The organism is Pseudomonas sp. Arb-4-2C (assembly GCF_055755015.1).
On the sequence record NZ_CM146899.1, the window covers coordinates 2,080,229 to 2,093,244 of the forward strand.

At 61.4% G+C, this 13,016-nt stretch carries 10 protein-coding genes; 4 read left to right on the plus strand and 6 right to left on the minus strand.

Translation table 11 applies throughout. From position 1 onward, the window contains the following. Nucleotide 1: 1 nt before the first annotated feature. From AC0J41_RS09410 to gloB, 6 genes are all read right to left on the minus strand, one after another. Entirely contained in the window at nucleotides 2-1,021 is a 1,020-nt protein-coding gene (locus AC0J41_RS09410) for an ABC transporter permease (RefSeq protein WP_025109087.1), read from the minus strand. Between the two features lies 1 nt (nucleotide 1,022). Next, complete coding sequence (locus AC0J41_RS09415) at nucleotides 1,023-2,096, minus strand: microcin C ABC transporter permease YejB (RefSeq protein WP_025109088.1); 1,074 nt, start codon at nucleotides 2,094-2,096, stop codon at nucleotides 1,023-1,025. A gap of 4 nt (nucleotides 2,097-2,100) precedes the next feature. Beyond that, the gene (locus tag AC0J41_RS09420) at nucleotides 2,101-3,942 is read right to left on the minus strand and encodes an extracellular solute-binding protein (RefSeq protein ID WP_473015293.1); all 1,842 of its coding nucleotides are present in this window, start codon (nucleotides 3,940-3,942) and stop codon (nucleotides 2,101-2,103) included. Beyond that, complete coding sequence (locus AC0J41_RS09425; RefSeq protein WP_473015294.1) at nucleotides 3,939-5,771, minus strand: extracellular solute-binding protein; 1,833 nt, start codon at nucleotides 5,769-5,771, stop codon at nucleotides 3,939-3,941. The genes AC0J41_RS09420 and AC0J41_RS09425 overlap by 4 nt, the downstream gene beginning before the upstream one ends. Nucleotides 5,772-5,935: 164 nt before the next feature. After that, on the minus strand, nucleotides 5,936-7,402 hold the full coding sequence (locus tag AC0J41_RS09430; RefSeq protein WP_025109091.1) for a LysM peptidoglycan-binding domain-containing protein: 1,467 nt from the start codon (nucleotides 7,400-7,402) through the stop codon (nucleotides 5,936-5,938). A gap of 99 nt (nucleotides 7,403-7,501) precedes the next feature. Next, nucleotides 7,502-8,269, minus strand: coding sequence for a hydroxyacylglutathione hydrolase (gene gloB, locus AC0J41_RS09435; RefSeq protein ID WP_473015295.1), 768 nt, complete (start codon nucleotides 8,267-8,269; stop codon nucleotides 7,502-7,504). Between the two features lie 66 nt (nucleotides 8,270-8,335). On the opposite strand from gloB, the gene AC0J41_RS09440 reads away from it, so the two are divergent. The 4 genes from AC0J41_RS09440 to AC0J41_RS09455 all read left to right on the plus strand — a co-directional run bounded on the left by AC0J41_RS09440 (nucleotide 8,336) and on the right by AC0J41_RS09455 (nucleotide 13,015). Beyond that, nucleotides 8,336-9,094: a methyltransferase domain-containing protein gene (locus AC0J41_RS09440; RefSeq protein ID WP_025109093.1), complete on the plus strand. Its 759-nt coding sequence runs from the start codon at nucleotides 8,336-8,338 to the stop codon at nucleotides 9,092-9,094. A 91-nt stretch (nucleotides 9,095-9,185) separates the two neighbouring features. Next, the gene (gene rnhA / locus AC0J41_RS09445; RefSeq protein WP_003224162.1) at nucleotides 9,186-9,647 is read left to right on the plus strand and encodes a ribonuclease HI; all 462 of its coding nucleotides are present in this window, start codon (nucleotides 9,186-9,188) and stop codon (nucleotides 9,645-9,647) included. A 181-nt stretch (nucleotides 9,648-9,828) separates the two neighbouring features. Continuing rightward, nucleotides 9,829-10,587: a DNA polymerase III subunit epsilon gene (dnaQ, locus tag AC0J41_RS09450; RefSeq protein WP_473015298.1), complete on the plus strand. Its 759-nt coding sequence runs from the start codon at nucleotides 9,829-9,831 to the stop codon at nucleotides 10,585-10,587. A 172-nt stretch (nucleotides 10,588-10,759) separates the two neighbouring features. Continuing rightward, on the plus strand, nucleotides 10,760-13,015 hold the full coding sequence (locus AC0J41_RS09455) for an Orn/Lys/Arg family decarboxylase (protein ID WP_473015299.1): 2,256 nt from the start codon (nucleotides 10,760-10,762) through the stop codon (nucleotides 13,013-13,015). Nucleotide 13,016: the final 1 nt, after the last annotated feature.

Consider the following 13,016-nt stretch of genomic DNA (forward strand, 5'->3'; position numbering starts at 1 on the left):
TTCACTTCCTCGGGTCGAAGGCATCGCGAGCGGACTCGCCGATAAACACCAGCAGGCTCAACATCAGGGCCAGCACGGCGAACGCGCTCATGCCCAGCCACGGCGCTTGCAGGTTGGATTTGCCCTGAGCCACCAGTTCACCCAGCGACGGACTGCCGGCCGGCAAGCCGAAGCCGAGGAAGTCCAAAGCGGTGAGGGTGCCGATGGCGCCGGTGAGGATGAACGGCATGAAGGTCATGGTCGAGACCATCGCGTTAGGCAGGATGTGGCGGAACATGATCGCGCCGTTGCGCATGCCCAGCGCCCGTGCGGCGCGCACGTATTCGAGGTTGCGCCCACGCAGGAACTCGGCACGCACCACATCGACCAGGCTCATCCACGAGAACAGCAGCATGATCCCCAGCAGCCACCAGAAATTTGGCTGGACGAAGCTGGCCAGAATGATCAGCAGGTACAGCACCGGCAACCCCGACCAGATCTCCAGAAAGCGCTGCCCGGCCAGATCGACCCAGCCGCCATAGAAACCCTGCAAGGCCCCGGCAATCACGCCGATGATCGAACTCAATACCGTCAACGTCAGGGCGAACAGGACCGAAATACGGAAGCCATAGATCACCCGTGCCAGTACGTCACGGCCTTGATCGTCAGTGCCCAGCAGATTGTCTGCCGAGGGTGGCGCGGGTGCCGGGACTTTCAGGTCGTAGTTGATGCTCTGGTAGCTGTAGGGAATCGGCGCCCACAAGACCCACGCATCCTTGGCCTTGAGCAGTTCGCGGATGTACGGACTCTTGTAGTTGGCTTCCAGCGGGAATTCGCCGCCGAAGGTGGTTTCCGGGTAGCGCTTGATCGCCGGGAAGTACCAGTTGTTGTCGTAGTGCACCACCAGCGGTTTGTCGTTGGCGATCAGCTCGGCGCCCAGGCTCAGGCCGAACAGGATCAGGAACAGCCACAGCGACCACCAGCCACGCTTGTTGGCCTTGAACAGTTCGAACCGGCGGCGGTTGAGAGGGGACAGGTTCATCTCAATGCTCCCGGCTGGCGAAGTCGATGCGCGGATCGACCAGGGTGTAGGTGAGGTCGCCGATCAGTTTCACCACCAGCCCCAGCAGGGTGAAGATGAACAGGGTGCCGAACACCACCGGGTAATCGCGATTGATCGCCGCTTCGAAACTCATCAGGCCGAGCCCGTCGAGGGAAAAGATCACTTCCACCAGCAACGAGCCGGTGAAGAAAATGCCGATGAACGCCGACGGGAAACCGGCAATCACCAGCAGCATGGCGTTGCGGAACACGTGGCCGTAAAGCACGCGATTGCGCGTCAGGCCCTTGGCCTTGGCGGTGACTACGTACTGTTTGTTGATCTCGTCGAGGAAGCTGTTTTTGGTCAGCAGGGTCATGGTTGCGAAGTTGCCGATCACCAGCGCGGTCACCGGCAGCGCCAGGTGCCAGAAGTAGTCGAGGACCTTGCCGCCCAGGCTCAGCTCATCGAAGTTGTTCGAGGTCAGCCCGCGCAACGGGAACCAGTCCAGATAACTGCCGCCGGCAAACACCACGATCAGCAGGATCGCAAACAGGAACGCCGGAATCGCATAACCGATGATGATCGCCGAACTGGTCCAGACGTCGAAGTGACTGCCATGCCGCGTGGCCTTGGCGATCCCCAGCGGGATCGACACCAGGTACATGATCAGCGTGCTCCACAGCCCCAGCGAGATGGAGACCGGCATCTTTTCCTTGATCAGGTCGATGACCTTGGCGTCGCGGAAGAAGCTGTCACCGAAGTCCAGCTTCGCGTAGTTCTTGACCATGATCCACAGGCGTTCCGGGGCCGACTTGTCGAACCCGTACATGTGCTCGATTTCCTTGATCAGCGCCGGGTCCAGGCCTTGCGCGCCGCGATAGGCGGAACCTGCCACCGACACCTCGGCACCGCCACCGGCGATGCGGCTGGTGGCGCCCTCGAAGCCTTCGAGCTTGGCGATCATCTGCTCCACCGGGCCGCCGGGAGCGGCCTGGATGATCACGAAGTTGATCAGCAGGATGCCGAACAGGGTCGGGATGATCAGCAACAGTCGCCGAAAAATATACGCCAGCATCTGATTACTCCGTGCCCACAGGGTCGGCTTGCAGTTTGGTTTCGACTTCTATGGCGGGTTTCGCGTCGGGCTTGACCCACCAGGTGTTAATCCCGATGTCGTATTTGGGCGAGACTTTCGGGTGACCGATGTGGTTCCAGTAGGCCACGCGCCAGGTTTTGATGTGCCAGTTGGGCACCACGTAGTAACCCCATTGCAGCACCCGATCCAGCGCCCGGGCATGGGCCACCAGGCTGTTGCGCGAATCGGCGTTGATCAGGTTTTCCACCAGATGATCGACGATCGGGTCCTTCAGGCCCATGGTGTTGCGGCTGCTCGGTTTGTCGGCGGCGGCGCTCATCCAGAATTCGCGCTGCTCGTTACCCGGCGAGTTGGATTGCGGGAAGCTGCCGACGATCATGTCGAAGTCCCGCGAGCGCACGCGGTTGATGTACTGCGAAACGTCGACGCGGCGGATCACCAGATCGATGCCGAGGTCGGCGAGGTTACGCTTGAACGGCAACAGCACGCGTTCGAATTCGGTCTGCGCCAGCAGGAATTCAATGACCACCGGTTTGCCCGTGGCGTCGACCATTTTGTCGTCGACGATCTTCCAGCCGGCCTCTTGCAGCAGTTGATAGGCCTCGCGCTGCTGGGCGCGGATCATGCCGCTGGCGTCGGTCTTCGGGTTCTCGAACGCTTCGCTGAACACCTGGGCCGGGAGCTTGCTGCGAAACGGTTCGAGGATCGCCCGTTGTTCGGCGTCCGGCAGGCCGGTGGCGGCCATTTCCGAGTTCTCGAAATAGCTGCGGGTGCGAAAGTAGGCACTGTTGAACAGTTGTTTGTTGGTCCATTCGAAATCGAACAGCAGGCCGAGCGCCTGACGCACGCGCACATCCTGGAACACCGGGCGGCGCAGGTTGTAGACAAAGCCCTGCATGCCGGTCGGGTTGCTGTTGGCGATCTGTTCCTTGATCAAGCGACCTTCGGTGACCGCCGGAATGTTGTAGGCGTTGGCCCAGTTCTTCGCGGTCATTTCCAGCCAGTAATCGAACTGGCCGGCCTTCAGCGCTTCGACGGCGACGGTGTTGTCGCGGTAGTAATCGGTGGTCATCACGTCGAAGTTGTAGAACCCGCGATTGACCGGCAGGTCCTTGCCCCAGTAGTCCTTGACCCGCTCATAACGCACCGAGCGCCCAGCCTTCACGTCGGCGACCTTGTAGGGGCCGCTGCCCAGCGGAATCTCCAGGTTGCCCTTGGTGAAATCGCGAGTGGCCCACCAGTGCTTCGGCAGCACCGGCAACTGCCCGAGAATCAGCGGTAACTCACGATTGTTGTTGTGCTTGAACTTGAACAGGACCTTGAGCGGGTCTTCGGCGATGGCCTCTTCGACATCGCTATAGTAGCCGCGAAACAGCGGCGAGCCGTCCTTGGTCAGGGTCTGGAAGCTGAACACCACGTCTTCGGCGCGCACTGGATGGCCGTCATGAAAACGTGCTTCCGGGCGCAGGTAGAAGCGCACCCAGCTGTTGTCCGGGGCTTTTTCGATTTTGGCGGCGATCAGGCCGTATTCGGTGAACGGTTCGTCGAGGCTGTGCTTGGTCAGGGTGTCATAGATCTGCCCGACGTCATCGGCCGGTACACCTTTGCTGATGAACGGGTTGAGGCTGTCGAAGCCGCCGAACCCGGCCTGACGGAAGATCCCGCCCTTGGGCGCGTCGGGGTTCACATAGTCGAACTGCTTGAAATCGGCCGGGTATTTCGGCGGCTCGTTGTACAGGGTCACGGCGTGTTGCGGGGCGGCGCAGGCCAGCCCGGCGAACAGCAGACCGCTGGCCTGCACGAGCAGGGCGCGGATGGGCTTCATTTATTGTTCTCCGAAGATTTCAGCCACCACGCGCTCAGGCCCAGGGTGTAGGGCGGCGTGGTAACGAAAGCCAACCGGTTGCGGTAGGCCAGTCGGTGATAATTGAGGTACCAGTTGGGAATGCTGTAGTGCTGCCACAGCAGCACGCGGTCGAGCGCCTTGCCGGCGGCGACCTGTTCATCGCGGGTTTGCGCGGCGAGCAGTTGTTCGAGCAGGTGATCGACCACCGGGTTGGCGATGCCGGCGTAATTCTTGCTGCCTTTGACCCCGACCTGGCTGGAATGGAAGTACTGCCATTGCTCCAGACCCGGGCTGAGGGTCTGGTTGAGCGTCATCAGGATCATGTCGAAATCGAACTGGTCCAGACGTTGTTTGTACTGGGCGCGATCCACCGTGCGCAGGCGCGCATCGACGCCGATGCTGTTGAGGTTCTCGATGTACGGCTGCAGGATCCGCTCAAGGTTCGGGTTGACCAGCAGCAACTCGAAACTCAGCGGCTGTCCTGAGGCGTTTTGCAGACGCTGGCCGTTGAGTTTCCAGCCGGCTTCGGCGAGCAATGCCAGCGACTTGCGCATGGTTTCCCGCGGGATGCCGCGACCGTCGGTTTGCGGCAACGTGAACGGCTCGGTGAACAGCTTGGCCGGCAGTTGCTCCTTGTACGGCTTGAGCATCAGCCATTCATGCCCGACCGGGAGCCCCGTCGCGCAAAATTCGCTGTTGGGGTAATAACTGGTGGTGCGTTTGTAGGCGTCGCTGAACAACGCGCGATTGGTCCACTCGAAGTCGAACATCAGCCCCAGCGCCTCGCGAGTCTTCACATCGGAAAACGTTGCGCGGCGGGTATTCATGAACAGACCCTGGCTCTGGGTCGGGATCTGGTGCGGGATCTGCGCCTTGATCACTTCGCCACGGCGCACGGCCGGGAATTTGTAGCCGTTGGCCCAGTTCTTTGCCTGATGTTCGATGTAGATGTCGAATTCACCGGCCTTGAACGCTTCGAAGGCGACGTCGCTGTCGCGGTAGAACTCGACCTCCATGCGATCAAAGTTGTACTTGCCGCGATTGACGGCGAGGTCCTTGCCCCAATAGTCCTTGACCCGCTCGAAGATCAACTGGCGACCTGGCGTTACCGAGGTGATGCGGTACGGCCCGCTGCCCAGCGGCGGTTCGAAGGTGGTGGCCTTGAAGTCGCGACCTTTCCAGTAATGTTGTGGCAGCACCGGCAGCTCGCCCAGACGCAGGATCAGCAGCGGATTGCCCGAGCGCTTCATCACGAAGCGAACGCGTTGCGGGTTGAGGATGTCGACGCGTGAGACTTCCTGCAGGGCGGTACGGTACAGCGGATGTCCTTCCTTGAGCAGTAACCGATAGGAGAACGCCACGTCGTAGGCGGTGATCGGCGTGCCATCGTGAAAGCGCGCCTCGGGGCGCAGATTGAACACCACCCAGCTGCGATCTTCGCTGTACTCCACCGATTGTGCGATCAGGCCATAGCTCGACGCCGGCTCGTCACCAGACGGCGAATACTGGCCGGTGCCGACCATCAGCGGTTCGTTCAGTTCGTTGATGCCGTACTGCAGGAAGTTCGGTGTAGTGACCGGGCTGGTGCCCTTGAAGGTGTACGGATTGACCGTGTCGAAGGTGCCGAACGCCATCACCCGCAACGTACCGCCCTTGGGCGCTTGCGGGTTGACCCAGTCGAAGTGGGTAAATCTGGCCGGGTACTTGAGCGTGCCGAACTGCGCATAACCATGACTTTCGGTAATCGTCGCGCTTGCGGGTGAGCTCAAGGCCAGGCTGATCAGGAGCAGGAGGAGGGGACGCTTCAAGTCAGATCCGGTCCAGGCGGCTTGGGCTTTGTGGGCCGTACAGTAACAGCTTGTCTGGACAGGAAAAAGACAGCGGTTTAATGCGCTGTTAATCGTGTTCTATCGCTTTTGCTTTTGTGGGAGCCAAAAGCAAAAAAAGCCCCTGAATGTCAGGGGCTCTTCTGTCAGTGCGGCTGGTAAACCGTGAGCATCTGCCCAGGTTTCAACGCCTTGCCGGCACCCGGGTTCCAGCGCTTGAGATGCTGCATCTCGACGTTGAAACGCTTGGCCACTACGTACAGGGTGTCGCCACGCTTGACCTTGTACTGGGTCTGCTGCTGGCTGTCGGCCTTGCCTTTGGTCTTGCTGTTGGCGGCGATCACCGTGTTGACCCGGCCACCGCTGCGCGCCGGGGTGCGCTTGGTGGTGTCCTGCATCACCAGGGTCTGGCCGACCTTGAGGTTCTTGCCAGTCAGCTTGTTCCAGCGCTGCAGATCCTTGACTTCGACCTTGTTGGCCTTGGCGATGGAGCCGAGGTTGTCACCGCGTTTGACCCGGTAGGCGCGCTTGAGCTTCGCCACTTCGCTTGGGTCGGCGCCGTCGAACACCGGTTTCAGCGAACGCGGACTGATCAGTTCTTCAGGCCGCATGGTCTGCAGGCTGGCGGTCAGCAGTTGCGCCTTGGACGTCGGCACCAGCAGATGCTGAGGGCCATCGACGGTGGTGCGTTGCTTGAACGCCGGGTTGAGCTGGAACAGTTCGTCTTCGTCGATGTTGGCCACTGCCGCGACCTTGGACAGGTCCATGCGCTGGTTGATTTCGACGACCTGGAAGTACGGTTCGTTGGCGATCGGGTTGAGGTTCACCCCGTAGGCTTCCGGGGCCAGCACCACTTGCGATAAGGCCAGCAGTTTTGGCACGTAGGCCTGGGTTTCCGCCGGCAACGACGACAGGTTCCAGTAGTCGGTGGGCAGGCCGAGCTTCTCGTTGCGCTCGATGGCGCGGCTGACGGTGCCTTCACCGGCGTTGTAAGCCGCCAGGGCCAGCAGCCAGTCACCGTTGAACATGTCGTGCAGACGGGTCAGGTAATCCATCGCGGCGGTGGTCGAGGCGGTGATATCGCGACGGCCATCATAAAAACGGGTCTGGCGCAGGTTGTAGTAGCGGCCGGTGGACGGGATGAACTGCCACAGGCCCGACGCGTCGGCCCGGGAATAGGCCATCGGGTTGTAGGCGCTCTCGATCACTGGCAGCAGGGCCAGTTCCAGCGGCATGTTGCGCTCTTCAAGACGCTCGACGATGTAATGAATGTAGAGGCTGCCGCGTTCGCCGGCGTTCTCGAGAAAGGACGGGTTGCTGGCAAACCACAGGCGCTGTTGCTCGATGCGCGGGTTCACGCCCAGGCCGTCCTGCAGCTGGAAACCGCCGCGCATGCGCTCCCAGATGTCCTGAGGCACCTGTGGGCTTGGCTTTTCAGTCAGCCAGATCGGCTTCTGCTTGGCTCGCGCAGCAATGTTCGGCGTATGGCTCGCTTCAGTCTGCGGAGCATGGCTGGAGCAGCCCGCCAGCGTGGCGGACACAGCCACCGCGATGGCTTGCGCCAAGCGGGTCAACGTGTCTGAATTGACGGACTTACGTATGGATGACGACATTGGCTGGAAGTAAGTTCCGGGCAAAAATGTCGGGCGATTCTAGAAAGCGCACCCCCTGCGGTCAACCATTCAGAATTTTTGTACCGAGTGGTGAGTCACTTAGAACGTATCTTTCCAGGCCCGCAGAGCCGCAAAAACCTCACTCGGCGCCCGGTTTTGAGCGCCTGCCCGTTCGTCCACTTTTTGTGTAACCAATGTTTCAGCGGTGCGCAAAAACGGATTGGTGAGCTTTTCCAGGGCCAGGGTCGAGGGCAGGGACATGACGCCTTTCTCGCGTTTTTCGCTGACCTCTTTCAGACGGGCGGCGATGTCCGGGTTGCTCGGTTCGACCGCCGCGGCAAACTTCAGATTGCTCAGGGTGTATTCATGGGTGCAATACACCAGCGTATCCTCGGGCAGGGCGGCGAGACGGCTGAGCGACTGGTGCATTTGTTCCGGCGTGCCTTCGAACAAGCGTCCACAGCCGGCGGCGAACAGGGTGTCGCCGCAAAACAGCAGGCCGTGGTGGTAATAGGCGATGTGGCCGAGGGTGTGACCCGGCACCGCATAGACATCGAAGTCCCAGCCGAGGACGCTGACCGTGTCGTTGTCCTGGAGCGGCACGTCGCGCCCCGGAATGTTCTCGCTGGCCGGACCGTAGACTTTGGCGCCGCTCGCCGCTTTCAGACGCTCGACGCCACCGACGTGATCATGGTGGTGATGGGTAATCAGAATGTCGCTCAGCACCCAGCCCGGGTGCGCGGCCAGCCAGGCCTGCACCGGCGCGGCATCGCCCGGGTCGACCACGGCGCAACGCTGGGTGCGGTGATCCTGTAACAACCAGATGTAGTTGTCGGTGAACGCGGGCAGGGCACTGATCTGTATCATCGTCGGAATTCGCCAAGCGGAAAACATTGGCGCATCTTAGAGCTTCTAGCGGCGTTGGAGAATGACATGACCGATAAAGCGTTCGCTCAGGCCGATCCCGACTGGCTGGCGTTGATCGGCGCGGCCCGTGAATGGCTGGCCGGCCCGCTCGGGCAATTTCTGCTGGATGAAGAACGGCGCATGCTCGAAGACGAGTTGGGCCGCTTCTTCGGCGGTTATCTGGTGCATTACGGGCCCTCGGCCCAGACCCCGCCGTCAGCGCCGCAGGTGCAGCGCAACGTGCGCCTCGGTGCGCCGTTGCCGGGCGTGGAGATCGTCTGCGAGGAGCAGGCCTGGCCGTTGAGCGAGCACGCCGCCGACGTGGTGGTGTTGCAGCATGGCCTGGATTTCTGCCTGTCGCCCCACGGTTTGCTGCGTGAAGCGGCGAGCAGCGTGCGGCCCGGCGGGCATTTGCTGATCATCGGCATCAACCCTTGGAGCGCCTGGGGGCTGCGCCATGTTTTCGCCCACGACGCCTTGCGCCAGGCGCGCTGTATCTCGCCGTCACGGGTGGCTGACTGGCTTAATCTGCTGGGCTTTGCGCTGGAGAAACGCCGCTTCGGGTGCTATCGTCCGCCGCTCGCGTCGCCCAAGTGGCAGGCCCGACTGGCCGGCTGGGAACGCAAGGCCGGTGACTGGCAACTGTCGGGCGGCGGCTTCTATTTACTGGTCGCGCGCAAGATCGTGGTCGGCCTGCGTCCGGTGCGCCAGGAGCGCCGCGAGCCGATGGGCAAGCTGATTCCGCTGCCGATGGCCAAGGTCAACCGCCGTCGTATCGAACCGTAAACCTTCTTTTTATAGTGGCCGGACTTGCTCCGGCCGCGGCCATCGTCGATCCGCGATTGACGGGGCCAGGCATTTTTCTGGATAGAGTGGCATGAGCGAAAGCGTCGATAGCGTAGAACTGTTCACTGACGGCGCCTGCAAGGGCAATCCCGGCCCCGGCGGCTGGGGCGCCTTGCTGGTGTGCAAGGGCGTCGAAAAGGAACTGTGGGGCGGCGAAGCCAACACCACCAACAACCGCATGGAACTGCTCGGCGCCATTCGTGGCCTCGAAGCCTTGAAGCGGCCGTGCGAAGTGCTGCTGGTGACTGACTCGCAATACGTGATGAAGGGCATCAACGAGTGGATGGCCAACTGGAAAAAACGCGGCTGGAAAACCGCAGCCAAGGAGCCAGTGAAAAACGCCGACCTGTGGAAAGAGCTGGACGAGCAGGTCAACCGGCACAAGGTCACCTGGAAGTGGGTGCGCGGGCACATCGGTCATCACGGCAACGAGCGGGCTGACCAGTTGGCCAACCGGGGGGTTGACGAAGTGCGCGGTTACAAGCAGAGCTGATTCCCTCCATTGCACCGAGTCGTGGCCTTCGCGAGCAGGCTCGCTCCCACATTGGAATGCGGTTACCTGTGGGAGCGAGCCTGCTCGCGAATGGGCGCGATACGGTCTGACTGAAACACCCCGCCGAGCGTGTTAACATCGCCGCCTTTGCACGATTGACCCCGTTGAGAATTGAACACTGATGGCCACCAGATCCGTTGTACTCGATACCGAAACCACCGGCATGCCGGTGACCGATGGTCACCGGATCATTGAAATCGGCTGTGTCGAACTGATCGGTCGGCGCCTGACGGGCCGACACTTTCACGTTTATCTGCAACCGGATCGCGAGAGTGACGAGGGCGCGATCGGCGTCCACGGCATCACCAACGAGTTTCTCGTCGGCAAGCCGCGTTTCGCCGAAGTGGCCGACGAGTTCTTCGAGTTCATCAACGGCGCGCAGTTGATCATCCATAACGCGGCGTTCGACGTTGGCTTCATCAACAACGAATTCGCTCTGATGGGCCAGCACGATCGTGCTGACATCACGCAGCACTGCAGCATCCTCGACACCCTGATGATGGCCCGGGAACGTCACCCGGGGCAGCGCAACAGCCTCGATGCATTGTGCAAGCGTTATGGTGTCGACAACTCCGGCCGTGAACTGCACGGCGCCTTGCTCGACTCGGAAATTCTCGCCGACGTCTACCTGACCATGACAGGAGGCCAGACCAGCCTGTCGCTGGCCGGCAATGCCTCTGACGGTAATGGCACGGGCGAGGGCGCGGACAACTCCGCCACTGAAATCCGCCGCCTGCCGGCTGATCGTCAGCCTGCGCGGATCATTCGTGCGACGGAAGAAGAGCTGGCGGCGCATCAGGTGCGGCTGGAAATCATTGCCAAATCCGCTGGCGGCCCGGCGCTGTGGACGCAGATCGCCGAGGCTGATGCTCAGGCCTGATCCCCTCTGTGGCGAGGAAGCTTGCTCCCTCGTCACAAAAAGCACTGCTCTCTGGGCTGCTCGGCCACTGTGCTCAATGAAGCCAACTGGCCACCCTCGCCACTTTCGCTGCAACCCTCTACCCTGAGTGCATTGGCAGACATTGATCCGCCGCCTCAGGACACTGAGCCTCATGTACAAAGATTTGAAGTTTCCGGTGTTGATCGTCCACCGCGACATCAAGGCCGACACGGTCGCCGGTGACCGTATCCGTGGCATCGCCCGTGAGTTGGAGCAGGAAGGTTTCAATATCGTTTCGGCCATCGACTACACCGAAGGGCGGTTGGTGGCGTCGACCCATCACGGTCTGGCGTGCATGCTGATCGCTGCCGAAGACGCCAGCACCCATTCGCACTTGCTGCAGAACATGGCCGAGCTGATCGGCCTGGCCCGGGTGCGGGCGCCGGATCTGCCGATCTTTGCCCTGGGCGAACAAGTCACCCTGGAAAACGCCCCGGCCGATGCCATGGCCGAGCTCAATCAACTGCGCGGCATTCTCTATCTGTTCGAAGACACTGTGCCGTTTCTGGCCCGGCAAGTGGCGCGGGCGGCGCGCAAGTATCTTGATGGCCTGCTGCCGCCGTTTTTCAAGGCGCTGGTGCAGCACACCGCTGATTCCAACTATTCCTGGCACACCCCCGGGCATGGCGGTGGCGTGGCGTATCACAAAAGCCCGGTCGGGCAGGCGTTTCACCAGTTCTTTGGCGAAAATACCCTGCGTTCGGATTTGTCGGTATCGGTGCCGGAGCTCGGCTCGCTGCTCGATCACACCGGGCCACTGGCTGAGGCGGAAGAGCGTGCGGCGCGCAATTTTGGCGCCGATCACACCTTTTTCGTGATCAACGGCACCTCGACCGCCAACAAGATCGTCTGGCATTCGATGGTCGGCCGTGATGATCTGGTGCTGGTAGACCGCAACTGCCACAAGTCGGTGCTGCACGCGATCATCATGACCGGGGCGATTCCGCTGTACCTGTGTCCGGAACGCAACGAGCTGGGGATCATCGGGCCGATTCCGCTAAGCGAATTCAGCCGCGAATCGATCCAGGCCAAGATCGACGCCAGTCCGCTCACCAAGGGGCGCGCGCCGAAAGTCAAACTGGCGGTGATCACCAACTCGACCTACGACGGCTTGTGCTACAACGCCGAGCTGATCAAGCAAAGCCTGGGCAACAGTGTCGAAGTGCTGCATTTCGATGAGGCGTGGTACGCCTATGCGGCGTTTCACGAGTTCTTCGCCGGGCGCTATGGCATGGCCACTTCGCGCACCGCAGACAGCCCGCTGGTGTTCACCACCCATTCCACGCACAAGCTGCTCGCCGCGTTCAGCCAGGCCTCGATGATTCATGTGCAGGACGGCGGCGCGCGGCAACTGGATCGTGACCGTTTCAACGAAGCGTTCATGATGCACATTTCGACCTCGCCGCAATACAGCATCATCGCCTCGCTGGACGTGGCCTCGGCGATGATGGAAGGGCCGGCCGGGCGTTCGCTGTTGCAGGAAACCTTCGACGAGGCCCTGAGTTTCCGTCGTGCGCTGGCCAATCTGCGCCAGCATATCGCTGCGGATGACTGGTGGTTCTCGATCTGGCAGCCGCCGGGTGTCGAAGGCATCGACCGGGTGCAGACTCAAGACTGGCTGTTGCAGCCGGACGCCGACTGGCACGGCTTCGGCGAGGTCAGCGACGACTACGTGCTGCTCGATCCGATCAAGGTGACGCTGGTGATGCCCGGCTTGAATGCCGGTGGCGCGCTGAGCGAGAAGGGCATTCCGGCGGCGGTGGTCAGCAAGTTCCTCTGGGAGCGCGGGCTGGTGGTGGAGAAGACCGGGCTGTATTCGTTCCTGGTGCTGTTCTCGATGGGGATCACCAAGGGCAAATGGAGCACGCTGCTCACCGAGCTGCTCGAGTTCAAGCGCAGTTACGACGCCAACGTCAGTCTGGCGAGCTGCCTGCCCTGTGTCGCGCAGCAAGATACCGCGCGCTATCGCGGCATGGGTCTGCGTGACTTGTGCGATCAACTGCACGCCTGCTACCGCAGCAACGCCACCGCCAAACACCTCAAGCGCATGTACACGGTGCTGCCGGAAATCGCCATGAAGCCGGCCCACGCCTACGATCATCTGGTACGGGGCGAGGTCGAGGCCGTGCCGATCGATGAGCTGGAGGGACGGATCGCCGCGGTGATGCTGGTGCCGTATCCACCGGGCATTCCATTGATCATGCCCGGCGAGCGCTTTACCGAATCGACTCGCTCGATCATCGATTACCTGAAATTTGCCCGCACGTTCGATAGCAGCTTCCCCGGTTTTGTCGCTGATGTGCATGGACTGCAACATGAAGATGAAGGCAATGGACGGCAGTACACCGTCGATTGCGTCAAGGAATGAG

What these genes read in the sequence shown, in the direction of transcription:
- gloB (WP_473015295.1), bottom strand. Translation starts at nt 8,269, where the DNA reads ATGATACAGATCAGTGCCCTGCCCGCGTTCACCGACAACTACATCTGG.
- AC0J41_RS09420 (WP_473015293.1), bottom strand. Translation starts at nt 3,942, where the DNA reads ATGAAGCCCATCCGCGCCCTGCTCGTGCAGGCCAGCGGTCTGCTGTTC.
- AC0J41_RS09410 (WP_025109087.1), bottom strand. Translation starts at nt 1,021, where the DNA reads ATGAACCTGTCCCCTCTCAACCGCCGCCGGTTCGAACTGTTCAAGGCC.
- AC0J41_RS09440 (WP_025109093.1), top strand. Translation starts at nt 8,336, where the DNA reads ATGACCGATAAAGCGTTCGCTCAGGCCGATCCCGACTGGCTGGCGTTG.
- AC0J41_RS09430 (WP_025109091.1), bottom strand. Translation starts at nt 7,402, where the DNA reads ATGTCGTCATCCATACGTAAGTCCGTCAATTCAGACACGTTGACCCGC.
- dnaQ (WP_473015298.1), top strand. Translation starts at nt 9,829, where the DNA reads ATGGCCACCAGATCCGTTGTACTCGATACCGAAACCACCGGCATGCCG.
- rnhA (WP_003224162.1), top strand. Translation starts at nt 9,186, where the DNA reads ATGAGCGAAAGCGTCGATAGCGTAGAACTGTTCACTGACGGCGCCTGC.
- AC0J41_RS09415 (WP_025109088.1), bottom strand. Translation starts at nt 2,096, where the DNA reads ATGCTGGCGTATATTTTTCGGCGACTGTTGCTGATCATCCCGACCCTG.
- AC0J41_RS09455 (WP_473015299.1), top strand. Translation starts at nt 10,760, where the DNA reads ATGTACAAAGATTTGAAGTTTCCGGTGTTGATCGTCCACCGCGACATC.